The sequence below is a fragment of the uncultured Alistipes sp. genome (assembly GCF_949296715.1).
GTDB lineage: Bacteria > Bacteroidota > Bacteroidia > Bacteroidales > Rikenellaceae > Alistipes.
The window spans coordinates 1-25,372 of the sequence record NZ_CASFQD010000023.1; the positions used below are offsets into that span (position 1 = coordinate 1).

Here is a 25,372-nt window from a genome sequence, read left to right on the forward strand (position 1 = left end):
GAGGAGGCGATCATCGCCTACAACGAGAAGCGCGCCGACCTGCACGCCATCGTGAAGTGCCTTGTCGACGACCTCGACGAGCAGGGCAACGCAGTCCGCGTGCTCAAGGAGACGACCATCGGCCGCATCCTCTTCAACCAGGTGGTTCCCAAGGAGGTGGGCTACATCAACGAGGTGCTGACGAAGCGCTCGCTGCGTGACATCATCGCCGTGGTGATGAAGAAGGCCGGAGCCGACAAGGTGGCCAACTTCCTCGACGATATCAAGGACATGGGCTACAGGATGGCCTTCCAGGGCGGACTGTCGTTCAACCTCGATGCCGTGATCATTCCCGACGAGAAGGAGAAGCTCGTGCAGGAGGGTTACGAACGCGCCGACTCGATCATGGAGGACTACAACATGGGTCTTATCACCAACAACGAGCGATACAACCAGATCATCGACGTCTGGACGAACATCAACTCCAAGCTGACGAAGGCCGTGATCGACACGCTGGTCAAGGACGACGACGGTTTCAACCCGGTCTACATGATGCTCGACTCGGGAGCCCGTGGTTCGAAGGAGCAGATCCGTCAGTTGAGCGGCATGCGTGGTCTGATGGCCAAGCCGCAGAAGTCGGGTGTCGAGGGTGGCCAGCAGGTCATCGAGAACCCGATCCTCTCGAACTTCAAGGAGGGACTTTCGGTGCTCGAATACTTCATCTCGACGCACGGCGCCCGCAAGGGTCTTGCCGATACCGCCCTGAAGACGGCTGACGCCGGTTACCTGACGCGCCGTCTGGTCGACGTGGCCCAGGACGTCATCATCAACGAGGAGGACTGCGGCACGCTGCGCGGCCTGACGGCTACGGCCATCAAGCGCAACGACGACGTGGTGCAGACGCTCTATGACCGCATTCTCGGCCGCACGGCCCTGAACGACGTGATCCACCCGCTGACGGGCGAGGTGCTCTGCAAGGCCGGTGAGGAGATCACCGAGCCGATTGCCGAGGCCATCGAGAAGTCGCCGCTGGAGTCCGTCGAGATCCGTTCGGTGCTGACGTGCGAGGCACGCCGCGGCGTCTGCGCGAAGTGCTACGGCCGCAACCTGGCTACGGCACGCATGGTGCAGAAGGGCGAAGTGGTCGGCGTGATCGCCGCGCAGTCGATCGGCGAGCCGGGTACGCAGCTGACGCTGCGAACGTTCCACGTCGGCGGTGTGGCCGGTGGTACGGCCGTCGAGACCAACGTCGTATCGAAGTACGAGGGACGTCTCGAGATCGACGAGCTGCGCACGGTCAAAGGCAAGAATGCCGCCGGCGAGGCGATCGACATCGTCATCTCGCGCCAGTCGGAGTTCCGCATCGTCGACCCGAAGACCGAGATCGTGCTCTACACGCACAACCTGCCCTACGGTGCCACGCTCTTCATGGAGGACGGCGCCGAGGTCAAGAAGGGAGACCTGATCTGCGAGTGGGACCCCTACAATGCCGTCATCATCTCGGAATACGAGGGCAAGGCCGTTTACGACAGCGTGATCGAAGGTGTCACCTACCGTGACGAGCGCGACGAGCAGACGGGCCTCTCGGAGAAGGTGGTCATCGAGTCGAAGGACAAGACGAAGAACCCCGTCATCAAGATTCTCAACAAGGAGGGCGACGAGGTCAAGCAGTACAACCTGCCGGTTTCGGCACACATCGTCGTCAAGGACAACGCCCGCATCAAGGCCGGCGACATCCTGATCAAGATTCCGCGTGCCGTGGGCAAGTCGGGCGGCGACATCACCGGTGGTCTGCCGCGTGTTACGGAGCTCTTCGAGGCCCGCAACCCGTCGAATCCCGCCATCGTCTCGGAGATCGACGGCGAGGTATCGTTCGGCAAGATCAAGCGCGGTAACCGCGAGATCATCATCACCTCGAAGCAGGGCGATGTGAAGCGTTACCTCGTGCCGCTGTCGCGTCAGATCATCGTGCAGGAGAACGACTACGTGAAGGCCGGCAGCGCACTGTCGGACGGCGCCATCACCCCGACGGACATCCTCAATATCCTCGGCCCGACGCGTGTACAGGAATACATCGTCAACGAGGTGCAGGAGGTCTACCGCATGCAGGGTGTGAAGATCAACGACAAGCACTTCGAGGTGATCGTGCGTCAGATGATGTCGAAGGTCAAGATCGAGGACCCGGGCGACACCCGCTTCTTCGAGGACCAGATCGTCGACAAGTGGGAGTTCATGGACGTCAACGACGAACTTTACGACAAGGTGGTTGTGACGGACGCCGGCGATTCGACGGTGCTCCAGCCCGGGCAGATCGTCTCGCTGCGCAAGCTGCGTGACGAGAACTCGAGCCTCAAGCGCCGCGATCTGCGTCCCGTGCAGGTGCGCGACATCGTTCCCGCCACCTCGACGCAGGTGCTGCAGGGTATCACCCGCGCCGCACTGCAAACCTCGAGCTTCATCTCGGCCGCCTCGTTCCAGGAGACCACGAAGGTGCTCAACGAGGCAGCCATCCAGGCCAAGGTCGACCCGCTGGAGAACCTGAAGGAGAACGTGATCTGCGGTCACCTGATCCCCGGCGGTACGGGTCTTCGCGACTACGACAACCTCGTGGTGGGTTCGAAAGCCGAAGTGGAGGCGCTCCAGCAGGCCCAGTAACCTTCCCTCTAATACGAAAAAAAGCCCTTCCCGATCGGAGGGGCTTTTTTTATGTGAGAGAGTGAGTGGGAGGGAGGCAAAGGTGAAAGGAGAAGAGGAAAGGGCGGATAAGGCCGAATGGGGTCGGGCCGCTTGGGGGCCTGCCGTGGCGGCGAGGTGGCTGGGCGGCGGCCGCTGAAATATGCGTGACGCGCTGTGAGGCGGACCGGGCCGTTGCTCCGGTCGACGCCGCCATACGCAACGGACGGGACGGCATCGCGCCGTCCCGTCCGTTATGTTGTCTGCCGGTTTCTTCGGGGAGAAGGTGCCGTTTCGGGCTCTTCTTTGCCTCCCCTGGGCCGCCGGGTCAGAAGGCGACCGGTTCGCCGTTGACCGACATGTTGCTGAAGACCGCCGTGGCGCTCTTGCTGCTGTTGCCGCTACTGACGGCCAGCCCCAGGCAGAGCGTTTCGGGCAGCCCGCCGCCGAAGCTCTCCGTGCGGACCTTGCCGAAGGTGGTGCCGCCGTCGAGCGAGTAGGAGAGCGAGCAGCTGTCGCCCGTGCGCTCGATTCGGAGCACCGGTTTCGCCCCCTCGACGCTCTCCGTCGGGGCGGTCAGCGTACCGCGCGAGGCGTTCTCCACGGCAGTGCGGACCGAGCGGTAGAAGCTCGCCTCGGGCCCCTGGGCCGCCATGACGTGCAGGAAGGCCGTGCCCGTGGCCGAGCAGTCGGGGGTCAGCAGCAGTCCGGCGAGCGACTGGTTGCTCGTGCCGGGGGGCTCGAAGGATTCGACCGTCACGGTGGCCGTGAAGTCGCCCGTCACCTCGCGATAGATGTACCCGAAGGTCTGGGCGCCGCTCTCGAACTTGCCGCAGGCGGTGAGCGTCAGCAGCCCCTCCTCCGTCGAGGCCGTGGCGGCCGCCTCGCCGCACGAAAGGGCCGTCCAGCCGTTGCCGAGGTCAGTGCCGCCCTGCGGCTCCTCGGGATCGGTTCCCGGGTCAGGCTCCGTGGTGATGCCGCCGTTGTCCACCTCGACGGGCGCCGAGGCGTAGTCGGCGAGCTTGCCGGCGCCGACACCAGCGGGAACGATCGTCGCCAGCTGGTCGGCCGGGTCGACGATGTAGTCGTAGGCAGGCTTGAAGTCGTTGTAGGTATAGGGCGTGGCGAGGCGCTCGCCGTCGTAGACCTTGTACTCGACGTTGGTCAGCGGGTAGGGGTCGTTGGCGTCCGCCGGGCGGTTCTCGAAGACGTTGGCGCGGGCGTAGAGGAAGCCGGCGAGCGACCCTTCGAGGTTCGAGACCCAGCTGCCGCCCTCCTGCTTGGCCGGGAAGGTGCAGATGTCGGTCGGGAGCCGCACGCCGTCGAAGAGGTTGTCCTCGACGAGCACCATGGCGCCGTAGGCGCTGCCCACGCCGTAGGTCGAGACCTCGCGGAAGAAGTTGTTGTAGACGTGCACGCGGCCGTAGCGCACGCGCGGGTGGCGCGACGACGAGGTGTCGAAGTAGTTGTGGTGGAACGTCGCCGTGATGGCCGCATCGCCCGTGGCGCTGTTCGAGTGGCCCACGAGGCACGACTTCTGCGTCTTGATGAAGTGGCACCACGAGACGGTCACGTCGTGCGAGGCGTGCGTGATGTCGCACGCGCCGTCCTCGTAGTCCTTCGTCTGGTTCACCGACTCGAAGGTGCAGTGGTCGACCCAGATGTGGTGGCTCTCCTGCATCGAGATGCCGTCGGCGCCGTTGTCGGCCTTGGGCATCTTGATGTGGATGTTGCGGATGATGACGTTCTCGGCCTCGTTGAGGAAGAAGCCGACGTTCTCCATCACGAAGCCCTCCGTGCCGTAGATCGAGAGGTTGCCCGTGCGTTTGATGTCGAACCAGGGGCTGCCGCTGCCGCGTCCCTCGTCGCTGTGGAACGTGCCGCTCAAGTAGACGATCGCGGGGGTCATCTCCTTGTTCTTCTCGCGCAGGCGCAGCCATTCGCCGAACTTGCGCCCGTCGTCGAAGTGGTGGATGTGCTCCGGCGTGGCCGCTTCGCCGCCGGTCGTGCCCGTGGCGTAGCCGTAGAGGCGGTCGAGCTCGACCGTACCCGTCATGGGCGGCACCTCGGGCGTGGGCTCTTCGCCTTCGCCGCCCGCCAGCTGGGCCACGACGACCGTGCGCGTGAGGCTGCCGCTCGTGAGCGTGACGACGGCCGAACGGGTCGCTCCGGTGTTCTCCGTCACGTGGAAAAAGAGGTGATCGACACGCAGGGCGCGGGTCTCCACGCGCGAGAGCCACGTCTCGGCGCCCGATTCGATTGCGACCGTGTAGTCGAGGTTCGTCTCGACGGGGATGGTCAGCTGCTGCTCCTCGGCGCTCACCTCACAGGTCTCGGCTACGGTGATGACGCCCTGCTCGAAGGTCAGGGCCGCCATGGCCGTGCGGCTGTTGTCGGCCGCGAAGACCAGCACTTTGGTGTATTCGTCAATCGCCTCGGGATCGGTCGTGAAGAGCGAGATCACCCCCTCGGTGGCGCTCGAAGCGACGGCCTTGGCCTTCACGGGCCCCGAGGAGAGGACCTCGATCTGCACCTCGCCGTCGGCGCCCGTCACCGTGTAGGGCACCTCGACCGGCGTGTCGGCCGTCAGGGCGCAGCTTGTCTGTGCCAGCTCGATGTGCAGACGCGCCGCTTTCGGCAAGGTGATTGTCGTGCCGTCGGAGAGCGTGAAGGTCACCGACGTCTCGTCCTGCGTGACGCTCTGGAAGAAGGAGTCGCCCGCCTCGCCCGTGGCCTTGCCGAGCTGCTCCCAGCTCTGCCCGCCGTCGGTCGAGACCCACCAGTAACCCTCCTCGATCTTCAGCTGCGGCGTTGCGCCCGCCTCGCCGGGCTCCCCGGCCGGGCCCTGGGCTGCGATGCGGTTGCCCTCGCCGTCGGTCAGCCACTCGCCGTCGATCGTCCAGTAGTAGACGCCGCCCTCCTCCGCGACGCCGATGACGGGCGTCGAGCCGTCATCGCCCTTGTCGCCGTCGGAGCCGTTCGTGCCGTTGTAGATCGTGATGGTGGTCCCGTCGGTGAAGGTGATGCGGTATCCCGAGCGGTTCTCCTCGACGAAGGGGGTCACGCTTTCGATCGAGGTGCCCCGCTCGAGGGAGTTGACGATTGTCCGGAGTGCGACGATCTCGTCGTTGAGCTCGTCGCAGCGCTTCTCGAGCTCTTCGATCCGCTCCTCCAGTTCGCCGACCCACGTGCGCAGCGGGTCGTCGTTGTAGTTGCCGCAGGCGCACAGCAGCAGCGGAGCGGCCAGCAGCGTCAGTAACAGTTTTTTCATGGTTTGTACGTTGTGGTTGTTGTTTGATAACAAAGTTAGCAGGAATCGGGTTCCGATACCCGGATATTTTGACCGAGGGGTGAAAAAAATTGCCGCATGCCGGCCTGGCGGTCCGCATGCGGCGTGTCTTCGTGTCCCGGTGTCGCGGCGGCGCCCCGCTCAATGGCGGTCGTAGCGTTTGGCCAGTCCGCCTTCGGAGGTCTCACGGTAGAGGCTCGGGAGGTTGTGGCCCGTCTCGTTCATCACCTCGACGACCTTGTCGTAGCTTACCAGGTGCGATCCGTCCGAGAGCGTGGCGTAGATGTTGGCGTCGAGGGCCCGGGCCGCGGCGATGGCGTTGCGTTCGATGCAGGGGACCTGCACCAGCCCGCAGACGGGGTCGCACGTGAGGCCGAGGTGGTGTTCGAGCCCCATCTCGGCGGCGTACTCGATCTGCGAGGGGGTGCCGCCGAAGAGCTGGCAGGCTGCCGCAGCCGCCATGGCGCAGGCGACGCCGACCTCGCCCTGGCAGCCGACCTCGGCGCCCGAGATCGACGAGTTGGTCTTGGCGACGTTGCCGAACAGACCCGCCGTGGCCAGCGCACGCAGGATGCGGATGCGCAGGAAGTCGCGCGAGGTGGCCAGGTGGTAGAGCACCGCGGGCACGACGCCGCTCGATCCGCACGTCGGGGCCGTGACCACGACGCCGCCCGAGGCGTTTTCCTCCGACGTGGCCAGCGCGTAGGCGTAGATCTTGGCCCGCGACTTGAGCGAGTCGGTGTAGCTCTTCGACTTGACCCAGTAGGTGCTGGCCTTGCGGGCGACCTTCAGCCCGCCGGGCAGCACGCCGTCGTTGTTGAGCCCCTGCTCGATCGTGTGGCACATCTGCGTCCAGATCGTGTCGAGGTAGTCCCAGATTTCGGGACCCTCGCAGTCGTTGACGTACTCCCAGAAGGTCTTGCCCTCGCGGTAGCACCACGCCTTGATCTCGGTGATGGTTGTCAGCGGGTAGATGCTGCTGGGCACCTCGATGCGCGAGGTCTCGTTGGCCAGCGCACCGCCGCCGATGCTGTATATTTTCCACTCGTCGACCGCCTTGCCGTCGCGCAACCCCTCGAAGAGCATGCCGTTGGGGTGGAACGGCAGCACGATTTCGGGTTTCCAGACGATTTCGGTCGGGGCCAGCGGCTCGAGCACCTGTTTGATGGCCACGTCCGTGAGGTGGCCCTTGCCCGTGGCCGCGAGCGACCCGTAGAGCGTCACGCGGTAGGCGTCGACGCCGCGGCAGCGCTCCGCAAAGCGTTCGGCGGCCTTTTTGGGCCCCATCGTGTGGCTGCTCGACGGTCCGTTGCCGATCTTGTACAACTCTTTGAGCGATTCCATGAAATGCCTTTTTGATAACGAACAATACCCGTCGCCGCGGCCCGGCCTGTCGCTCCGGCGCGCGGCATATTTCCGAAAAAACGGGAGAAAGCCCGGCTTTCTCCCGCCTCTCCGTCGGTGTAGCCCCACCGCGACTCGAACGCGAATTTAGGGTTTAGGAAACCCTCGTTCTATCCCTTGAACTATGAGGCCCTGCAATCAATGCGGTGCATTCCCGAAGGAACGCACCGCAAAGATAGTGAAAAAATCCGTTATCGGAATTTTCAGAAATGGAAATTCAGACCGATTGAGAAGGTGTGGGCCCGAGCCGTGTAGTTGCCCGAGAAATCGGTCACGGCATTGGTGAGCTGCGAGGCGGGAACGCCGCTGGCCTGGAGCAGCTGGTTGACGATGCCCAGCACCGAGTTGACGTAGGGGTAGGAGCCCGTGCGCTCGGGGTCGGCCGAGTTGACGTAGCCGTAGGCGATGTCGATGTCCATCCACTTCGCGGGGCGGAACGTCGCACCGGCCGTGTAGGCCAGCTTGGTCATCGACGGCGTCTCGGGGTTGAGGTAGTCGCTGCTGACGGGGCTCTCGTCGACGTACATACCCATGCGGGCCGTGAACCAGTTGCAGGCGTGGTACTGGCCGCCGAAGCGGAAGGCCAGCGTGTTCGAATAGTTCTTCTCGCTCACCGGAAGCGCCAGGACGGGATCGCCGGTCTCGGGGTTGAGAATCTGCACGTCGAGCTTGTCATAGGCGCTCCAGAGCACGTACTGCAGGTCGACGGCGAACTCCCACTTCGGCACGGGGCGGAAGCTGACGCCCCAGGTCATCGAGGCGGGCAGCGGCAGCTCGGTCTTGACGACGGCCGAGGTGAGCTTCGTGGGGTCGAGACCCAGCTGCGGCAGCAGCTGGCCGATGACCTGCGAGATGGTCGGATCGTCGATCATGTGCAGGTCGATCGAACCCGAGTCGACCTTCATGATCTGCTTCGAACGGAAGTTCATGCCGAGCGACCAGTGCTCGTTGATGTCCCACATGGCGCCGAGGTTCACGCCCACGGCCATCTTGGCGCTGCCCTCGATGCCGAGCGACATGAGGTTGCGGTTGCCGGCCATCGTGAAGATATCGGGCATGGAGGGGACGAGCATCTGCAGCGCACCCAGGAGGGCCTGGTTCTGGGCGTTGTCGGCGCCGATCGGGAGCAGCGAGCGCGAGAGGTCGAAGTTGCCCCACGTGAGCATCAGGCCGCCGCCGATCGAGAAGTGCTTGCCGATGCGGAACGAGACGGTGGGCTGGAAGTTGTAGGCCGCGAGGTTGATCGACTGGATGAGCTGCGAGCCGGCCCAGTCGTCGCCCCAGTTCATCGAGGAGCCGAACGGCGTGTTGAAGGCCACGCCGACCGACATCCAGTCCAGGGGCTTGTAGTTGACGTAGGCGAACATCGGCGTCGAGAGCTTGTTGTCCGACGTGTAGTGGGTCTGCTTCGTGGCGCCCGTATAGTCGGGCAGCGAGGTGTAGGTGGCCTTCGAGGCGATGCCCGTCATGCCGACCGAGATGTCGAATTTCGTATCCTGGAAGACGGCGGCCGCGGGGTTGAACCACAGCGATTCGGAGTTGAGCTTCATGGCCGTGCCGACGTGACCCATACCGTTCTGTTTCGAGGAGAGGTTGTTGACCTGATACCCTTCGGCCGAGGCCGAAACGGCGACCGTTGCGGCGGCCAGAACGAGGAGAATTTTTTTCATCTTCAATTGGTTTGGTTAATACTGTCCGCACCCGTAAAGGTGCGAAAATCGGGGGCAAAAGTAGGAAAACTATCCGCACGGTCCAAACTTTTTGTTCTGAATTTCTCGAAAATTGGACTCTATGGTATAGCTTTGGCCGATATGGCCGGTCCCGTAGCGCGGAGACGAAAAAGCGGCATCCGCACCGTGGTGCGAATGCCGCAGGGAGCGGACAACGCAGGCGCGCATCGCGTGCGCGTACCTATTTTCCCCGGCTGTTGTAGGCTTCGAGGGCTTTCTGCAGTACGACGAGCGCCCGTTCGAGCTCCTCCTTCCTGAGGACGTAGGCGATGCGAACCTCGTTGCGGCCGCAGGCGGGGTCGGAGTAGAATCCCGAGGCCGGGGCGAGCATCACGGTCTCGCCCTCGTAGCTGAACTCGCGCAGGCACCAGGCGCAGAAGTCGTCGCTGTCCTCCACCGGCAGGCGTGCCACGGTGTAGAACGCCCCCATCGGGATGGGGGAGTAGACGCCCGGAATGCGGTTCAGACCGTCGATCAGGCATTTGCGGCGCTCGATGTACTCCTCGTAGACCTCTATGCTGTACGCGCGCGGGGCGTCGATCGAGGCCTCGGCGACGATCTGTCCGATGAGCGGCGGCGAAAGGCGCGCCTGGCAGAACTTCATCACGGCGTTGCGCAGCTCGCGGTTCTTGGTGATGAGCGCCCCGATGCGGATGCCGCACTCGGAGTAGCGCTTCGACACGGAGTCAATCAGCACGACGTTCTGCTCGATGCCTTCGAGGTGGCAGGCCGAGATGTAGGGCGAACCGGTGTAGATGAACTCGCGGTAGACCTCGTCCGAGAAGAGGAACAGGTCGTATTTGCGCACCAGGTCGCGGATGCGTTCCATCTCGCGGCGGGTGTAGAGGTAGCCCGTGGGGTTGTTGGGGTTGCAGATCAGGATGCCGCGCGTGCGGTCGTTGATCAGCCGCTCGAACTCCTCGACGGGCGGCAGGGCGAAGCCGTTGTCGATTGTCGAGACGACGGGCCGGATGACCGCTCCGGCCGAGACGGCGAAGGCCATGTAGTTGGCGTAGGCCGGTTCGGGGACGATGATCTCGTCGCCCGGGTTGAGGCACGTCATGAAGGCGAAGAGCACCGCCTCGGAGCCGCCGGCCGTGACGATGATCTCGTCGGGCGTGAGCTTGATCTGATACTGCTCGTAGTAGGACACGAGTTTTTCGCGCAGCGAGCGGTAGCCGTCGCTGGGGCTGTATTCGAGCACCTTGCGGTCGATGTGCTTCAGTGCCCGGAGACCCACTTCGGGGGTGGGCAGGTCGGGCTGTCCGATGTTCAGGTGGTAGATCTTCGTGCCGCGGGCGGCGGCGGCTTCGGCAAGCGGTACGAGCTTGCGGATGGGTGAGGCCGGCATCTGCACGGCCCGTTCTGATATCCGGGGCATGGGTTGCAGGGGTTGAAAAGCCGGGATTATTCGATCTCGGCCGAGGGGCGGAACTTGACGGTCTTGCGGGGCGGAATCTTCACCGGGGCACCCGTGCGGGGGTTGCGGCCGACACGTTCGGCCTTCTGGACCACGCTGAAGGTTCCCAGTCCCGTGAGGGTGAGTTTGTCGCCTTCACGCAGCGTGCGGGCCGTGATGCGGATCATGGCGTCGACGGCCTTGCGTGCGTCGACCTTCGAGATGTTCGCGTCGAGAGCGATGGCTTCGACAAACTGGGCCTTGTTCATGGTGATCTCCCGTGAAAAAATTACTCATTGACCTAACCGTTGACAAAGATAGCCATCTTTTTGGCAAAGACAAAAAATCGGCGCACTTTTCCTCGGATTCCGTGCGGCGGAGGTCGGGGCCGCCCTGTCCGCCCCGCCGCCCTCTCCCGCCCCGCCCCTTCCCCGCCTCTTTCCCCGGGCTTTCTCTCACCCTTTCCCCAGGCCTTTCCGGCGGCCGGAGCGGCCGATGCCGCGATAAAAAGGGGGCAAGATTTGGCGGAACGGAAAATCCGTGTTATTTTTGCCCTCGGAAAGTTGGCGGAGTGGTCGATCGCGGCGGTCTTGAAAACCGTTGAACTGCAAGGTTCCGGGGGTTCGAATCCCTCACTTTCCGCAACAGGCGCCGAATGTCGGCGGCGCGTGCGAATCAAGCCCGGTTTTGCATTCAGGAATGTGAAACCGGGCCTTTTTGTCTTGAGCCGGGAGGCCGTCGTGTCCGAAAAAATTGCCCGACGATGTAACATTTTTCCGCTTCCCGTATCCAAAGGGAAAAAATTTCAGGTCATGAACAAGTTGATATGCCATGTCGGGCTGCTGTGCGGGGTGTTGCTGGGGATGCTGGATGCGACTTTCGCGCAATCCTTTTCCGTGGAGCGTTCCGGCTGCGGAAAACAGGCCGTCATTCTGATTCCGGGATTTGCCTGTTCGGGCGACGTATGGCGGCAGACCGTCGATACCCTGCGGGAGAATTACACCTGTTATGTCCTGACCATGCCCGGTTTTGCCGGGGTCGCCGCGGAGGCAAATCCCTCCTTTGACGGTTGGACGCAGCAGATTGTCGATTTTATCCGGGATGAACGGATCGAAAAGCCCGTATTGATCGGGCACAGCATGGGAGGCGGTTTGGCCATGAACATCGCGGCGAACCATGCGGAGCTGATAAAGGGGATTGTGGTGGTGGATGCGCTGCCCTGTCTGGCGGCTCTCTATGATCCCGGCTTCCGGGCGAGGGAAATCCCCGACGAGGAATTTGCGCAGGCCGAAGCCCGGTTGCTCCGCATGAGCGACGAACAGTTCCGCAGGCAGGCCCGGATCAGTGCGGCGGCGCTTACGACCGATTCGCTGCGTTATGACGACCTGATCGGATGGAGCCTGGCATCCGACCGACGGACCTGGGCCCGGATGTATCGTGACTATTCCAACGTGGACTTGAGGCCTGCCGTTCAGAACCTGTCGGTCCCGACGCTGGTGCTGTTGGAATATCCGTTCCGGAAGATTGCCCCTGCCGTCGAACAGCAGTTCGCCGGGCGGCCGAACATCCGGCTGGAATACGCGAACCGGGGGCTGCACTTCATCATGTTCGACGACCGGGAGTGGTATATGCGGCAGATTACGGACTTCCTGAATGACTGATCGTGGATTTCGAGCAAATATACAGGACCTACTGGGAAAAGGTGTTCCGATTGTGCATGGGCTATTTCAATGACCGTTCTTTGGCCCAGGACCTGGCGCAGGATGTTTTTGTCCGCGTGTGGCAGCACCTTCCCGCATTCCGGGGCGAATCCTCCGTCGGGACCTGGATTTTCCGCATTGCCACGAACGTCTGTCTTCGTCAGGGCGAGCGGCGGAGGGGCATTTCCCGAACGGCTATCCCGGCAGGAATCCCGGCCGAAGAGCCGGGTGACGACGCTTCGCGGGTGCAGGCGCTGTACGGGGCCGTCGCCGAACTCCCCGAAATGGACCGCCTGATGATTTCACTCTATCTCGAAGGGCTGAAACAATCGGAAATAGCCCGGATTACGGGCGTGTCGGAGGCAAACGTGCGTGTGAGAATACACCGAATCAAGGCCGTCCTGGCAAAAAAATTACGCAGGAATGAGGAATGACATGGATATGAGGGCCCTGTGGAGGGGCCAGCCGATACCGGCTGCCGATTTGGACGCCATGCGCAAAAGGATAAGACGCTTCGCGTTGCGCAGGATCGGTGAGGCCTGTGCGGTGATTGTGCTCATGCTGGCGGCCATTGCCGCCGGCGTGCTGATCTGGACCTGCTGGCCCCCGCAGCTGGCTGTCACCCGCGTCGGCATCGTATTGGCGTGCGCGGGCTTCATGCTGCCTGTCTGGTCCCATGGAAGGGCGCTGCATCTCTATTACGGGCTGAAACCGGATTGTTCCAGCCGGGATTACATGGACCGGCTGTGGAAGATAAAAAAAGAGGAGTACAGACAGCGGCATGCCGTTCTGAACCTCTATTTTTTACTTCTGTCACTCGGTTTTGCGCTCTATTCTTATGAATATGCGTTTTCCCGCTCATTCGGCTTCGGGGTAACGGCCTGTTCGTTCCTGCTGCTGTGGATCGCGCTGAACTGGTTTGTATTCCGGCCGCGCCTGCTGAAAAGGCGCAGCCGCAGTTTTTCCGGTTTTATGAAATGCGTGGAACGCTGCAGGAACCAGCTGTCGGAATAGGCCGTTGCGCCGTCTGCCGGATGGGCGCTTGGGCCGTTCTCCAGGCCGGTTCCCGTGTAGGTCATGAGCCGGAGCAGGGTGCCGGCCCGATGGATGATTCCGCGGTCCGGCTTTCGGGAAATGCGGGGCGCACACCCTTCCCGTGGGGCCTTTTTTCGTCGTTTTTGGGCTGAAAAATAGCTGTTTGGACGGGATTGGTGCTCCAATTCAAATATTTTTGTTACATTTGCCCGAATTTTTAATCGAAAAAGGATGGCATACAATTTATTGAAAGGTAAGAAAGGCCTGATCTTCGGAGCGCTCAACGAGCAGTCCATCGCCTGGAAAGTGGCGGAACGCGCCGTCGAGGAGGGCGCCGAAATCGTCCTGACGAACACGGCCGTATCCATTCGCATGGGTACGATCAACCAGTTGGCCGAGAAGTGCCACACGATCGTCATTCCGGCCGACGCCACGAGCGTCGAGGACCTCGAGACGCTCATCGACAAGACGATGGAACACTTCGGCGGCAAGTTCGACTTCATGCTGCACTCGATCGGCATGTCGCCCAACGTCCGCAAGGGCCGCACCTACGACGATCTCGACTACGATTACCTTGCCAAGACCCTCGACATTTCGGCCATTTCGTTCCACAAGGCCATTCAGGTCGCCCGCAAGAAGGACGCCATCAATGACTGGGGTTCGATCGTGGCGCTTTCGTACATCGCGGCGCAGCGCACGCTCTACGGCTACAACGACATGGCCGACGCCAAGGCGCTGCTCGAATCCATCGCCCGCAGCTTCGGCTACATCTACGGCCGTGAGAAGCACGTGCGCATCAACACCGTGTCGCAGTCGCCGACGCAGACGACGGCCGGCAGCGGCGTGCTGGGACTGGGTGATCTGATGTCGTTCGCCGAGAACATGTCGCCGCTGGGCAACGCTTCGGCGGAGGATTGCGCCGACTACGTGCTGACGCTCTTCTCGGACCTCACGCGCAAGGTGACGATGCAGAACCTCTACCACGACGGCGGTTTCTCGTCGATGGGCATGTCGCGCCGCGCCATGAAGACCTACGAGAAGGGCATGCGCTTCGACGACGTGCACGAGCACCAGTATCCCTTTGGCGGAGGTCCCGCCGAGGAGAAATAGCACATGCCGCAACGGCGGGCCGGGCTCACCCTTCCCGGGGAGACGCCGACGGCTCCGCGGTCGCGGAAGAGCGACAAAGGACGTACCTCATTGGAGGTGCGTCCTTTTTTGTCTCGGATGCCGGTTGTCGGCCGCAGGGCCGCTCTCCCGCGTCGGGACCCCGAACTGTTTTCGGAACTTTTTGTTACTTTTGTGCCCGGAAAGGTTATCAGGAAATGAGACAAGACAACATGAATGCAAAAACGGAGAGACGCCCCTCGGCCTGGGTGTCGGCCATCCCGCTGGCGGTGCTGGCGCTGCTGCTCTTCGTGGTGATCCGCTGCTTCGGCGGCGATGCGATCAACGGCGGCAGCCAGATTGCCCTGCTCTCGGCCACGTCGGTCTGCGTGATGCTCGCCATGGGGCTTTACGGCACGTCGTGGAACGTGCTCGAGGAGGCCATCATCGACAACATCCGCGCCTCGGCCTCGGCGATCCTCATCCTGCTACTCATCGGCGCCATTGCCGGCACGTGGATGGTCTCGGGCGTCGTGCCGACGATGATCTGCTACGGACTGAAGATTCTGCACCCTTCGTTCTTCCTGGTCGCCTCGTGCGTGATCTGTGCCGGGGTGTCGCTCATGACGGGCAGTTCGTGGACCACGATCGCCACGATCGGCGTGGCGCTCATGGGCATCGGCAACGCCATGGGCTTCCCCGAGGGGTGGGTGGCCGGTGCGATCATCTCCGGCGCCTACTTCGGCGACAAGGTTTCGCTGCTTTCGGACACGACGGTGCTCGCCTCGTCGACCGTCGGGGTGCCGATCTTCACCCACATCCGCTACATGCTTCGCACGACCATCCCGTCGTTCGTCATCGCCCTGGCGGTCTTCACCGCCGCGGGGCTGACGCTTGTGCACGGCGACGCCACGCACGCCGAGAGCTATGCCGAAGCGCTGCATGCGACGTTCCGCATCACGCCGTGGCTGCTGCTCGTGCCGCTGGCCACGGGACTGCTGATCGTGCGCAAGCTCCCGGCCATCATCACGCTCTTCGTCGCCGTGGTGCTGGCCTGTGTGGCGATGCTCGCGGCGCAGCCCGAGCTGGTGGCCCGCATCGCGGAGGTCGGGTCGCTCGACTTCCTGTCGGGATTCAAGGGGGTGCTGATGAGCTGCTTCGGCCCGACGTCAATCGCAACGGGCTCGCCGCAGCTCGATGAACTGGTCGCCACGCGCGGCATGGCGGGCATGCTCAACACCGTGTGGCTCATCATCTGCGCCATGTGCTTCGGCGGCGTGATGACCGGCAGCGGCATGCTGCGCTCGCTTACCGAACTCTTCCTGCGCTTCGTGCACCGCGCCTTCTCGGCCGTGGCCTCGACCGTCGGCGCCGGCATCTTCTTCAACCTCTGCACGGCCGACCAGTACATCTCGATCATCCTTTCGGGGCGTCTGTTCCGCGAACTCTATGCCGAACGGGGGCTCGAGCCGCGGCTGTTGAGCCGTTCGGTCGAGGATTCGGCGACGGTCTGCTCGGTGCTCGTCCCGTGGAACTCGTGCGGCATGACGCAGGCCACGGTGCTCGGCGTCTCGACCTTCGTCTACATGCCCTACTGCATCTTCAACATCGCCTCGCCGATTATGTCGCTGCTGGTCGCAGCCACGCTGAAAAAGGGGAAAAGTGAAAAGTGAAAAGTGAAAAGTGAAAGGTGAAAAGTGAAAGGTAAAAAGTGAGGCGCGAATCATGAAAAAACAAGAGACCTCGATGCATACCGAACTGGTGATTTTCGATCTGGACGGCACGCTGCTCGATACGATCAGCGACCTGGCCGTCGCCTGCAACGCCATGCTGGCGGTGCGGGGGCTTCCGCAGCACTCCTACGAGGAGTATTGCCACTTCGTGGGCAACGGCATCCTGCGCCTGGTGGAGCGGGCGCTGCCCGAGCCGCTGCGCACGCCCGAGAACGTGGCGCTCATGCGCGCCGATTTCGTCCGCTACTATACGGAACACATCGACACCTATACGAAGCCCTATCCGGGCATTCCGGAACTCCTGGCCGAGCTGACGCGGCGCGGCATCCGCGTGGCCGTGGCGTCGAACAAGTTTCAGGCCGGGACCGAGAAGCTCATCCGCCTCTTCTTCCCGGAGATCCCCTTTGCCGCGGTCTTCGGACAGCGGCCCGACGTACCGCTGAAGCCCGATCCGGCGGTTGTGGAGGAGATTCTCGCCTGCACGGGCGTGCCGCGCGAGCGGGTGCTCTACGTCGGCGACTCGGGCGTGGACATGGAGACGGCCCGGGCGGCAGGGGTCCGCTCGGCGGGTGTCACGTGGGGATTCCGCGACCGGGAGGAGCTTGTCGCGGCCGGTGCCGGCCGGCTGGTCGACCGCGCCGCGGAGCTGCTCGAGGCGCTGTAGCGCGCGGTCTCCGGGAGAACGGAGCGGAGCTGTCAGCAGCAGTAGAGCCGCACGTCCTCGGCCGTGATGCGCTCGCCCGAGAGGATCATCAGGCGCTCGACCGCATTGCGCAACTCGCGGATATTGCCCGTCCAGCGCATGTTTTGCAGCGCCGCGACCGCCTCGGCGTCGATCTCCTTCGGCGCGGTGCCGTACTCTTCGCCGATCGTGCGCAGGAAATGGTCGACCAGCAGCGGGATGTCCGCGGCGTGCTCGCGCAGCGCCGGCACGTGCACGACGATCACCCCGATGCGGTGGTAGAGGTCCTCGCGGAAGTTGCCCCGCTCGATCTCGCGGCGCAGGTCCTTGTTTGTCGCGGCGATCACCCGCACGTCGACCTCGATGTCGCGGTCGCTGCCCACACGGCTGATGCGCCGCTCCTGCAGCGCCCGCAGCACCTTGGCCTGCGCCGAGAGCGACATGTCGCCGATCTCGTCCATGAAGAGCGTGCCGCCGTCGGCCTGCTCGAACTTGCCCTTGCGCTGCTTGATGGCCGAGGTGAAGGCCCCGCGCTCGTGGCCGAAGAGCTCGCTCTCAATCAGCTCCGAAGGGATGGCCGCGCAGTTGACCTCGACGAACGGCCCTCCGGCGCGGTGGCTCCCGGCGTGCAGCGCCCGCGCCACGAGCTCCTTGCCCGTGCCGTTCTCGCCCGTGATGAGCACGCGGGCGTCGCACGGCGCTACCTTCTCGATGAGCTGGCGGACGTGTTCGATCTCGGGCGAAAGGCCGATGATGGGCTGCGCCTGCGGTGTGTGGGCCCGGCGGCAGCGGCGCACGGGAGAGCCGGGAGAGCCGGGAGAACCGTGCGCAGCGGCACCCTCCGTTTCGGCCGTATCGATGGCCCGGTGGATGGATTGCAGCAGGCGGTTCATGTCGATGGGCTTGGTCAGGAAGTCCCGGGCGCCGTTGCGCACGGCCTCGACCGCCGAGTCGATCGTCGCCGAACTCGACAGCGCGATGTAGGGAATGTCCGTATCGGGGACCTTGCACTCCGTGTCGGAGAGGATCAGGTCGAACGTCCCCTTTTCGCAGAGCGCCGTGGCGGCGTTCCCGTCCTCGGCGGCCTCGGTCGCGAACCCCTCGTAGCGGAGCCTTTCGCTCAGGATGTTGCGCACGCTTTTCGACCGGTCTATGATTAAAACCTTTGCCATAGCTTGTTTTTCGTGAAATTTTACCTACTTTTGCCGATGATATGCTTCGGCTCGAAGATGCAATACTTCGGCCCGGGCCGGGAAAAGCCCGGTTTTTTGCATTCGGTTTGCACTGCTTCCGTCCCAAAGTTATGTTTTTCCGCGGAGTAATCCCAATTTGGCCCCGGGGCTGCGGGGCGGGCGGAAGAGCGGCGGAAAGTCTCGGTCCGGCCTATCGGGCAAACCCTTTCGGACGCTTCGGCGGACCGGACGGAACACCGGGAAATCACGGATATGTACGGATTTATGAAAAAGAACTATAACTACACGCGACGCAAGTTGTACCTTCCCGAGTACGGGCGTCACATCCAGGAGATGATCGACTCGCTGCTCGAGATCGAGGACCGGCGCGAGCGCAACCGGCAGGCCCGGGCCGTCATTGCCGTCATGGGCAACCTGAACCCGCTGCTGCGCGACACGGCGGATTTCACGCACAAGCTGTGGGATCATCTCTTCATCATGTCTGATTTTCAGTTGGATGTCGATTCGCCCTATCCGCGTCCCACGCGGCAGGAGCTGACCGTCACGCCGCGCCGGCTGGCCTATTCGCAGGGCCGCATCACCTTCAAGCACTACGGCAAGTATGTCGAGCGGATGATCCGGTCGCTGGCCGACGAGAAGGAGCCGCGCACGGTGGCTCGCACGGTCGACAACCTGGCCCGCTACATGCGCACGAAGAGCTACGAGTACAATCAGGAGCATCCCAACAACGAGGTGATCGTAAAGGACATCAAGCGCATGTCCGGAGGTGCCATCGAAATCGACGAAGTTGCCTTGAATAATCTCCGAAGCGACTATAAACAGCACTTTTCAGCGCCTGCCCGCAAGGGGACGCAGCAGCAGCGGCAGCAGCGGCAGCAGAAAAACCGCCAGCAGCAGCACAACCGCGGCTTTGCCAAAAACAACGCCGCACACCGCAATTCGCAGAAATAATTTGATTCCGATTTGCGGAAAATTGCTATCTTTGTTTCCATTAACGAGAAAACGACAGTAAATGAATAAGCAGACGCTATTCGTGATATTGGCGGCGGCCGTGGCTTTGTGCGGCTGCCAGTCGTCGAAGGTGAAGATTTCGGGCCGTTTCGTGGGCAGCGGTGCGACGAAGGTCTATCTGGAGGAGGTCTCGCCGCTGAAACAGACGGTCGTCGATTCCGCGACGCTCGATGCCGAGGGTGCCTACCGTTTCCGGCTCAAGGGCGTGCCGCAGACCCCGTCGCTCTACAATGTCGTCTATGACGGCGAGCGCATTCCGCTCCTGCTTGCCGGGGGCGACCGCGTGACGGTCGGGGCTGTCGGCAGCGTCGTCCGCAACTATACGGTCGAGGGCTCCGAGGAGTCGGAGCTGCTGCGCGCATTCTACCAGGCTTTCGTCATCGGGGCCCAGACACTGGACGGGATCGCCGCACAGTTCGGGCGCCAGAACCTTACCGAGGAGGAGCGCAAGGCCCTCGTCAAGGAGTACACGACCGAATACTACCGCATCCGGCGCGAGCAGCTGCGCTTCATCATCGAGAACAAGTCGTCGCTGGCGGCGCTCTATGCCCTTTACCAGCGGCTGCCGGGCGATGCCTACCTTTTCAACGGCGACAGCGACGTGGTCTACTACCGCGCCGTGGCCGAGGCTGTCGGGGAGCGTTATCCCGATTCGCCCTACCTGCTGTCGCTGCAGTCCGAGATCGAGCGCATGGATGCCCGCATCAGCCTCACGTCGCAGATTTCCGAGGCGGGCTATCCCGATCTGGAGCTGCAGGACATCTACGGCAAGAAGATACGCCTCTCGTCGCTCATGGGCAAGGTCGTGCTGCTGGACTTCTGGTCCGCCGAACTGGGCAACAGCAACGTCTACAACGCCGAGCTGAAGGAGACCTACCGCAAGTATGCCGACGCCCCGACCTCGTTCGAGGTCTACCAGGTGGCGATCGACACCTCGAAACCGCTGTGGATCACGGTCGTGCAGGAGCAGCAGCTGCCCTGGGTCTCGGTGAGCGACCTGCGCGGGCGGGCTTCGACGGCGCTGACGCTCTACAACGTACAGAAGCTCCCGGCCAACTTCCTCATCGACAAGGAGGGGACGATCGTCGCCCGGGACATCTACGGCAAGAGCCTCGAGGAGAAACTCGACGAACTGACGCGCTGACGGTTACGCCGCGTTCCCGGTGGCGCGGTCCCTGCCGGAAGCGGCCCGGGGCGGTCCGGATAGTTCGGGCGGTCCGGGGCGGTCGGGCAGTTCGGGCAGTCGGGCGGTTCGGGCGGTTCGGACGGTTTGGACAGGACGGTTCGGTTCGGATAGTTCGGGCAGGGCGGAACGGTCCCGAGAGGGGACCGGATGGGACGGGCCGGACAAGACCGGTCCGGGAAGGGACGGGAAGACGGATTGACAACGAGAGAAAGCACAATACCTTCATGATTTATTTCGCATCCGACATACACCTCGGCGCCGGCGACGAACGGCAGGCGCGCGAGACCGAACGGCTGTTCGTGCAGTGGCTCGACGGGGCGGCCCGCGATGCGGAGGCGATCTTCCTCGTCGGCGACATCTTCGATTTCTGGTTCGAATACAAACGGGTGGTACCCAAAGGCTTCGTGCGGACGCTGGGCAAGCTGGCCGAGCTCACGGACCGCGGCATCCGCGTGGTCTTCTTCACGGGCAACCACGACATGTGGGTCACCGACTACCTTACGCGCGAATGCGGCGTGGAGATATATACCTCGCCGCAGCTGATGACCCTTGCCGGGCGGCGCGTCTTCATCGCCCACGGCGACAACATGCGCATCGACGGACAGCCGATGCTCAAGCTCCTAAACCGCATCTTCCGCTCGCGGACGCTGCGCGTGCTCTTCTCATGGGGCTTGCACCCCGATCTGGCGCTGAAATTCGGCCACTGGTGGAGCGGCAAGTCCCGCAAGGCGCACAACGCCGCCGACCGGCGGGCTGCCGAGACGGGCGCGGGGGGCGGCTTCGACGCCTCGCTGACCGAACCGCTTATCGACTACGCCCGCGACTATGCCCGCGACCACGAGGTCGACCACTTCGTCTTCGGACACATGCATTATGCGCGCGACTACCGCGAGGGGTCGCTGCATGTGGTGAACCTCGGCTGCTGGGAGAAGAACCCCGCCTATGCCGTGCTGGACGACGCGGGGGAGATGACGCTCAAACGACTCGAACGATGAAACAGTACCTCGATCTGCTGCGCCGCATTCAGCGCGAAGGGGTGGTGCGCGGCGACCGCACGGGCACCGGCACGAAGGGGGTCTTCGGACACCAGATGCGCTTCGACCTCGGCGAGGGTTTCCCGCTGCTGACGACCAAGCGGGTCTTCCTCAAGGGGGTGATCCACGAACTGCTGTGGTTCCTGCGCGGCGATACCAATATCAGATATCTTGTCGAAAACGGCGTCCACATCTGGGACAACGACGCCTGGCGCTTCTATACGGAGCGGTGCGCCGCGGCGGGCGTGGCTCCGCTCGGGCGCGAGGAGTTCCTTGCGGCGGCCGGCGGCGAGTCGCCGATCGCGGGTTACCGCTACGGAGACCTGGACCACGTCTACGGCTACCAGTGGCGCTCGTGGCCGCGGCCCGACGGGGGCGTCATCGACCAGATCGCGCAGGCCGTGGAACTGATCCGCCACAATCCCGAGTCGCGGCGCATCGTCGTCTCGGCGTGGAACGTCGCCGACATCGGACGGATGGCGCTGCCGCCGTGCCACGTGCTCTTCCAGTTCTACGTGGCCGAGGGGCGCCTCTCGTGCCAGCTCTACCAGCGCAGCGCCGACACGTTCCTCGGCGTCCCGTTCAACATCGCCTCCTACGCCCTGCTGACCATGATGATGGCGCAGGTGTGCGGCCTGGAGCCCGGGGAGTTCATCCATACGCTGGGCGACACGCACCTCTACCTGAACCACCTGGAGCAGGTCGGCGAGCAGCTCGCGCGCGAACCCCGCCCGCTGCCGCACATGCGGCTCAACCCCGCCGTGCAGTCGATCTTCGACTTCCGCTACGGGGACTTCACCCTCGAGGGCTACGATCCCTGGCCGGCGATCAAGGCCCCGATGTCATTCTGAAAAAAAGGTCGAATCATGGTAAGCATCATCGCGGCCGTGGCCGAAAACGGCGTCATCGGCGACAAGAATTCCCTGCTGTGGCACATCTCGGAGGACATGCGCTACTTCCGGCGCGTGACGACGGGGCATCCGGTCATCATGGGCCGCAAGACCTACGAATCGCTGGGGCGCCCGCTGCCCAAGCGCGAGAACGTGGTCGTCTCGCGGCAGGAGCTCGCCATCCCGGGCTGCCGTGTCGTGCACTCGCTCGAAGAGGCCCTCGCGCTGTTCGATCCGGCCGAGGAGCTCTTCGTCATCGGCGGCGCGCAGCTCTACGCCGCGGCCCTGCCGCTGGCCTCGCGCTTCTACCTGACGCGCGTCTTCCATGCCTACGAGGGCGACACGCGCTTCCCGGCGTGGGACGAACGCGAGTGGCGGCTCGTGGCGTCGGAAGCGTTCGCCGCGGGGGCCGAATACCCCTATCCCTTTGCGTTCGAGTGCTACGAGCGGCGTTGAAATTACGCATTTATACCACCGCGCGACCCGCCGGGAATCCCTACCTTTGCATCAGCAAAGGTTTTTTTGTATCTATGGGAAAGTATTTCGATATGCTGATGGAGGACGTCCGCTGCCGCGAGGGGCTCAACGCCTGCATGAACTGCGGCGTCTGCACGGGTGTCTGCCCCGCGGCCGAGTTCTACAACTACGATCCCCGTCAGATCGTCAGCATCGTGCAGTCGCGCGACGACGAGGCCATCGAGGAGCTGCTCAAGAGCGATACGATCTGGTATTGCGGCGAGTGCATGTCGTGCCGTCCGCGCTGCCCGCGCGGCAACACGCCCGGCTACGTCATCCAGGCGCTGCGCACGCTTTCGCAGAAGCTGGGTTTCTTCGTTGAGAGCGAGAAGGGGCGCCAGCAGCTGGCCCTCAAGCGCATCATCGGCGAGAACATCCTCCGCACGGGCTACTGCATCGTGCCGCGGCTCGTCAAGCCCGAGCTGCATCCCGAGCAGGGGACCGTCTGGAAGTGGATCTACGACAACGACCGCGAGGTCTACGGGCAGTTCACCCCTTCCTACATGCGCCACGGCGCCGGGGCGCTGCGCCGCCTCGACGAGGAGTCGCTCTCGGAGATCAACCGCATCTTCGAGGTGAGCGGCGGCAGCGAGCTGTTCGAGACCATCGAGCGCCACTCCGACCGCAAGGCCCGCGAGATGGGCTACGAGCAGGGGGCCGACCAGCGCTACATGATGGATGTCTTTCTCAACAACAGCAACGAACACTATTGAACCCTATGATGAAGCGTAACAGTTGGCAGGAGTACCAGAAACAGATTGCCGACGATCGATACTACTATGCGCGCAGCTGCATCCGCCAGAACTTCTTTCCGGGCAGCGAGAAGGCCTTTATCGACATTCTTCACAACGACCTGGGGCGCGATCTGCTCGACGACCCGAAGCACTCGTCGTGCACGGGCATCGGCTACCACTCGGACATCGTGCCGCTGGAGACGATCATGACGGTCGTGGCGCGGCAGTTCTCGCTCATGGGCGAGGCGGGCTACGAGAACTTCGTCACCTCGTGCATCACCTCGTTCGGCGTCTACACCGAGGTGCTGGCCACGTGGGCGGAGTTTCCCGAGACCGAGGAGCGCACGCGCGAAAACCTCTACAAGGCCACGGGCCGCGAGTTCCGCAAGCCGGCGAGCCTGGCCCACACGTCGGACGTGGTCTTCCACTTCCGCAACGAGATCGCCGCAAAGGCCCGCCACCGGCTGGTCAACGCCGTGACGGGCGAGCCGCTGCGCGTCGTCGAGCACATCGGCTGCCACTACGCCAAGATCTTCCCCAAGTCGGGCATCGGCGGCTCGGAGTTCCCCTACGTGCTGGCCGGCATGGTCGAGGCGTGGGGCGGCGAGTGCGTCGACTATCCCGAGCGACGCCACTGCTGCGGTTTCGGCTTCCGCAACTACCTCGTGCAGGCCAACCGCGGCTACTCGATCGCCAACTCGCACAAGAAGCTCGAGAGCATGGCCCCCTACAAGCCCGACTTCATCGTGGCCAACTGCCCGGGCTGCGCGATGTTCCTCGACAAGTGGCAGTACGCCATCGCCGAGATGGAGGGGACGACCTACGGCGAGAACGGCCACGGCATCCCGGTGCTGACCTACGAGGAGATGGCCGGCCTGGTGCTGGGCTATGACCCCTGGGTGCTGGGCATGCAGATGCACCAGGTCGACGTCGAGCCGCTGCTCGACAAGATGGGCATCGACTACGACCCCGCGGCCAAGTACCTGGGCCGCAACGGAAAATATATCGGCAAACCCGAGTCGGCGGTGGTCAACTGCCCGTCGGAGATGATTTACGACATAAGAGAGTGATGAAGAAACGAGTGATTGTCATAGGCGGCGGTGCGGCAGGCATGCAGACGGCCCTGCGCCTGGCCGAGCAGGGCGTGGAGCCCGTCATCGTGGAGCGCGAGGCGGAACTGGGCGGCAAGCTCCGGAACTGGTATGTGCTCTTCCCCTCCTTTACGCCCGCGGCGGAGGTGCTGACGCAGCTGCGTCAGCGTGTCCGCGAGCGGGGGATCGAGGTGCTGACCTCGACCGAGGTGCGGGGCTTCGACGCGCGGAGCGTAAGGCTCGCCGACGGGCGGACGCTCGCGTGCGACGCCGTGGTGCTCGCCTCGGGTTTCACGCTCTTCGACGCCCGCATCAAGGAGGAGTACGGATACGGCATCTACGACAACGTCTTCACCTCGGTCGACATCGAGCGCATGCTGGGCGAGGGGCGCGTGGCGAAGGCCGACGGATCGCGCCCGAAGCGCATCGCGCTGCTGCACTGCGTCGGCTCGCGCGACGAGAAGGTGTGCCAGCAGCACTGCTCGAAGGTGTGCTGCATTACGGGCGTCAAGCAGGCCATGGAGCTCAAGCGGCTCTTCCCCGAGGCCGACGTCTTCAACTTCTACATGGACATCCGCATGTTCGGCCCCGGTTACGAGGAGATGTACCGCGAGGCGCAGCAGCGCTGCAACATCCACTTCGTGCGCGGCCGCATCTCGGAGGCGAGCCCCACGATCGACGGCCGCGTGCAGATCAAGGCCGAGGATACGCTCACGGGGCGTCCGCTGCGCATGAGCGTCGACATGCTGATTCTGCTTGTGGGCATGCGGGCCAACGACGAGAACGCCGCCTTTGCCGAGGGGGCGGGGCTGCGGCGTGCGCCGAGCGGCTTTTTCGCGCCGCGCGACCTCTTCCTGAACAACGTGTGCAGCGACGTCGACGGCATCTTCTATGCCGGGACCGTCACCGCGCCGAAGACCATCGGCGAGACGTTGAACGAAGCCGTTGCGGCGGCCGACGCCGCGGCGCAATACCTCGGAGCATAG

20 protein-coding genes, 2 tRNA genes and 1 pseudogene are annotated in these 25,372 nt (G+C 63.5%); 16 read left to right on the forward strand and 7 right to left on the reverse strand.

Features of this window, described 5'->3' with window-relative positions; all coding sequences use genetic code 11:
• Window positions 1–2,634: pseudogene (locus Q1Y33_RS03270) on the forward strand (DNA-directed RNA polymerase subunit beta'); the annotation flags it as partial.
• 346 nt (window positions 2,635–2,980) lie between these two features.
• On the opposite strand, the gene Q1Y33_RS03275 reads toward Q1Y33_RS03270, so the two are convergent.
• The 6 genes from Q1Y33_RS03275 to Q1Y33_RS03300 form a co-directional block, all read right to left on the reverse strand.
• Window positions 2,981–5,923 carry a PL29 family lyase N-terminal domain-containing protein gene (locus Q1Y33_RS03275; protein WP_300798233.1) on the reverse strand — a complete coding sequence of 981 codons (2,943 nt, stop codon included), beginning with the start codon at window positions 5,921–5,923 and terminating at the stop codon, window positions 2,981–2,983.
• A gap of 159 nt (window positions 5,924–6,082) precedes the next feature.
• A complete protein-coding gene (locus Q1Y33_RS03280; RefSeq protein WP_300798235.1) occupies window positions 6,083–7,285 on the reverse strand; it encodes an L-serine ammonia-lyase, iron-sulfur-dependent, subunit alpha in 1,203 nt (400 codons plus the stop codon).
• A 120-nt stretch (window positions 7,286–7,405) separates the two neighbouring features.
• Window positions 7,406–7,477, reverse strand: a tRNA-Arg gene (locus Q1Y33_RS03285).
• A 71-nt stretch (window positions 7,478–7,548) separates the two neighbouring features.
• Entirely contained in the window at window positions 7,549–9,015 is a 1,467-nt protein-coding gene (locus tag Q1Y33_RS03290) for an outer membrane protein transport protein (protein ID WP_300798237.1), read from the reverse strand.
• A 241-nt stretch (window positions 9,016–9,256) separates the two neighbouring features.
• On the reverse strand, window positions 9,257–10,456 hold the full coding sequence (locus Q1Y33_RS03295; RefSeq protein ID WP_300798239.1) for a pyridoxal phosphate-dependent aminotransferase: 1,200 nt from the start codon (window positions 10,454–10,456) through the stop codon (window positions 9,257–9,259).
• 26 nt (window positions 10,457–10,482) lie between these two features.
• On the reverse strand, window positions 10,483–10,743 hold the full coding sequence (locus Q1Y33_RS03300) for an HU family DNA-binding protein (RefSeq protein WP_300798241.1): 261 nt from the start codon (window positions 10,741–10,743) through the stop codon (window positions 10,483–10,485).
• Window positions 10,744–11,031: 288 nt separating this feature from the next.
• Between Q1Y33_RS03300 and Q1Y33_RS03305 the strand changes: the two genes are divergently transcribed.
• The 7 genes from Q1Y33_RS03305 (at window position 11,032) to Q1Y33_RS03335 (ending at window position 16,713) form a co-directional block, all read left to right on the forward strand.
• Window positions 11,032–11,116: transfer RNA gene (locus Q1Y33_RS03305), tRNA-Ser, on the forward strand.
• A gap of 170 nt (window positions 11,117–11,286) precedes the next feature.
• Window positions 11,287–12,135, forward strand: a complete 849-nt coding sequence (locus Q1Y33_RS03310) for an alpha/beta hydrolase (protein WP_300798243.1) — start codon at window positions 11,287–11,289, stop codon at window positions 12,133–12,135.
• A 2-nt stretch (window positions 12,136–12,137) separates the two neighbouring features.
• Window positions 12,138–12,608 (forward strand): sigma-70 family RNA polymerase sigma factor, encoded by a 471-nt coding sequence (locus tag Q1Y33_RS03315; RefSeq protein ID WP_300798245.1) that lies wholly within the window; start codon window positions 12,138–12,140, stop codon window positions 12,606–12,608.
• Window positions 12,598–13,188: a hypothetical protein gene (locus tag Q1Y33_RS03320; protein WP_300798247.1), complete on the forward strand. Its 591-nt coding sequence runs from the start codon at window positions 12,598–12,600 to the stop codon at window positions 13,186–13,188. Before Q1Y33_RS03315 ends, Q1Y33_RS03320 begins: the two co-directional genes overlap by 11 nt.
• Before the next feature lie 252 nt (window positions 13,189–13,440).
• Window positions 13,441–14,319: an SDR family oxidoreductase gene (locus Q1Y33_RS03325; protein ID WP_300798249.1), complete on the forward strand. Its 879-nt coding sequence runs from the start codon at window positions 13,441–13,443 to the stop codon at window positions 14,317–14,319.
• A 230-nt stretch (window positions 14,320–14,549) separates the two neighbouring features.
• Entirely contained in the window at window positions 14,550–15,989 is a 1,440-nt protein-coding gene (locus tag Q1Y33_RS03330) for a Na+/H+ antiporter NhaC family protein (protein WP_300798251.1), read from the forward strand.
• A 73-nt stretch (window positions 15,990–16,062) separates the two neighbouring features.
• A complete protein-coding gene (locus Q1Y33_RS03335; protein ID WP_300798280.1) occupies window positions 16,063–16,713 on the forward strand; it encodes an HAD-IA family hydrolase in 651 nt (216 codons plus the stop codon).
• Window positions 16,714–16,745: 32 nt separating this feature from the next.
• On the opposite strand, the gene Q1Y33_RS03340 is transcribed toward Q1Y33_RS03335, so the two are convergent.
• Window positions 16,746–17,903, reverse strand: coding sequence for a sigma-54 dependent transcriptional regulator (locus Q1Y33_RS03340; protein WP_300798253.1), 1,158 nt, complete (start codon window positions 17,901–17,903; stop codon window positions 16,746–16,748).
• Between the two features lie 285 nt (window positions 17,904–18,188).
• On the opposite strand from Q1Y33_RS03340, the gene Q1Y33_RS03345 reads away from it, so the two are divergent.
• The 8 genes from Q1Y33_RS03345 to Q1Y33_RS03380 all read left to right on the forward strand — a co-directional run bounded on the left by Q1Y33_RS03345 (window position 18,189) and on the right by Q1Y33_RS03380 (window position 25,372).
• Window positions 18,189–18,875, forward strand: coding sequence for a DUF4290 domain-containing protein (locus Q1Y33_RS03345; RefSeq protein WP_300798255.1), 687 nt, complete (start codon window positions 18,189–18,191; stop codon window positions 18,873–18,875).
• Window positions 18,876–18,936: 61 nt separating this feature from the next.
• Window positions 18,937–20,079 carry a TlpA disulfide reductase family protein gene (locus Q1Y33_RS03350; RefSeq protein ID WP_300798258.1) on the forward strand — a complete coding sequence of 381 codons (1,143 nt, stop codon included), beginning with the start codon at window positions 18,937–18,939 and terminating at the stop codon, window positions 20,077–20,079.
• Window positions 20,080–20,345: 266 nt separating this feature from the next.
• Window positions 20,346–21,116 carry a UDP-2,3-diacylglucosamine diphosphatase gene (locus Q1Y33_RS03355; protein WP_300798260.1) on the forward strand — a complete coding sequence of 257 codons (771 nt, stop codon included), beginning with the start codon at window positions 20,346–20,348 and terminating at the stop codon, window positions 21,114–21,116.
• On the forward strand, window positions 21,113–22,006 hold the full coding sequence (gene thyA / locus Q1Y33_RS03360) for a thymidylate synthase (RefSeq protein ID WP_300798262.1): 894 nt from the start codon (window positions 21,113–21,115) through the stop codon (window positions 22,004–22,006). The genes Q1Y33_RS03355 and thyA overlap by 4 nt, the downstream gene beginning before the upstream one ends.
• 15 nt (window positions 22,007–22,021) lie before the next feature.
• On the forward strand, window positions 22,022–22,501 hold the full coding sequence (locus Q1Y33_RS03365) for a dihydrofolate reductase (RefSeq protein ID WP_300798264.1): 480 nt from the start codon (window positions 22,022–22,024) through the stop codon (window positions 22,499–22,501).
• Window positions 22,502–22,575: 74 nt separating this feature from the next.
• Window positions 22,576–23,274 (forward strand): 4Fe-4S dicluster domain-containing protein, encoded by a 699-nt coding sequence (locus tag Q1Y33_RS03370; RefSeq protein WP_300798266.1) that lies wholly within the window; start codon window positions 22,576–22,578, stop codon window positions 23,272–23,274.
• Window positions 23,275–23,279: 5 nt separating this feature from the next.
• Window positions 23,280–24,365, forward strand: coding sequence for a heterodisulfide reductase-related iron-sulfur binding cluster (locus Q1Y33_RS03375; protein WP_300798268.1), 1,086 nt, complete (start codon window positions 23,280–23,282; stop codon window positions 24,363–24,365).
• Window positions 24,365–25,372: an FAD-dependent oxidoreductase gene (locus Q1Y33_RS03380; protein WP_300798270.1), complete on the forward strand. Its 1,008-nt coding sequence runs from the start codon at window positions 24,365–24,367 to the stop codon at window positions 25,370–25,372. Before Q1Y33_RS03375 ends, Q1Y33_RS03380 begins: the two co-directional genes overlap by 1 nt.

Excerpts from the sequence above, each read along its gene's own strand:
- Q1Y33_RS03320 (WP_300798247.1), top strand. The coding sequence starts at position 12,598 with ATGAGGAATGACATGGATATGAGGGCCCTGTGGAGGGGCCAGCCGATA.
- Q1Y33_RS03380 (WP_300798270.1), top strand. The coding sequence starts at position 24,365 with ATGAAGAAACGAGTGATTGTCATAGGCGGCGGTGCGGCAGGCATGCAG.
- Q1Y33_RS03335 (WP_300798280.1), top strand. The coding sequence starts at position 16,063 with ATGCATACCGAACTGGTGATTTTCGATCTGGACGGCACGCTGCTCGAT.
- Q1Y33_RS03340 (WP_300798253.1), bottom strand. The coding sequence starts at position 17,903 with ATGGCAAAGGTTTTAATCATAGACCGGTCGAAAAGCGTGCGCAACATC.
- thyA (WP_300798262.1), top strand. The coding sequence starts at position 21,113 with ATGAAACAGTACCTCGATCTGCTGCGCCGCATTCAGCGCGAAGGGGTG.
- Q1Y33_RS03330 (WP_300798251.1), top strand. The coding sequence starts at position 14,550 with ATGAATGCAAAAACGGAGAGACGCCCCTCGGCCTGGGTGTCGGCCATC.
- Q1Y33_RS03290 (WP_300798237.1), bottom strand. The coding sequence starts at position 9,015 with ATGAAAAAAATTCTCCTCGTTCTGGCCGCCGCAACGGTCGCCGTTTCG.
- Q1Y33_RS03345 (WP_300798255.1), top strand. The coding sequence starts at position 18,189 with ATGAAAAAGAACTATAACTACACGCGACGCAAGTTGTACCTTCCCGAG.
- Q1Y33_RS03375 (WP_300798268.1), top strand. The coding sequence starts at position 23,280 with ATGATGAAGCGTAACAGTTGGCAGGAGTACCAGAAACAGATTGCCGAC.
- Q1Y33_RS03370 (WP_300798266.1), top strand. The coding sequence starts at position 22,576 with ATGGGAAAGTATTTCGATATGCTGATGGAGGACGTCCGCTGCCGCGAG.
- Q1Y33_RS03350 (WP_300798258.1), top strand. The coding sequence starts at position 18,937 with ATGAATAAGCAGACGCTATTCGTGATATTGGCGGCGGCCGTGGCTTTG.
- Q1Y33_RS03325 (WP_300798249.1), top strand. The coding sequence starts at position 13,441 with ATGGCATACAATTTATTGAAAGGTAAGAAAGGCCTGATCTTCGGAGCG.
- Q1Y33_RS03275 (WP_300798233.1), bottom strand. The coding sequence starts at position 5,923 with ATGAAAAAACTGTTACTGACGCTGCTGGCCGCTCCGCTGCTGCTGTGC.
- Q1Y33_RS03295 (WP_300798239.1), bottom strand. The coding sequence starts at position 10,456 with ATGCCCCGGATATCAGAACGGGCCGTGCAGATGCCGGCCTCACCCATC.
- Q1Y33_RS03355 (WP_300798260.1), top strand. The coding sequence starts at position 20,346 with ATGATTTATTTCGCATCCGACATACACCTCGGCGCCGGCGACGAACGG.
- Q1Y33_RS03300 (WP_300798241.1), bottom strand. The coding sequence starts at position 10,743 with ATGAACAAGGCCCAGTTTGTCGAAGCCATCGCTCTCGACGCGAACATC.
- Q1Y33_RS03310 (WP_300798243.1), top strand. The coding sequence starts at position 11,287 with ATGAACAAGTTGATATGCCATGTCGGGCTGCTGTGCGGGGTGTTGCTG.
- Q1Y33_RS03365 (WP_300798264.1), top strand. The coding sequence starts at position 22,022 with ATGGTAAGCATCATCGCGGCCGTGGCCGAAAACGGCGTCATCGGCGAC.
- Q1Y33_RS03280 (WP_300798235.1), bottom strand. The coding sequence starts at position 7,285 with ATGGAATCGCTCAAAGAGTTGTACAAGATCGGCAACGGACCGTCGAGC.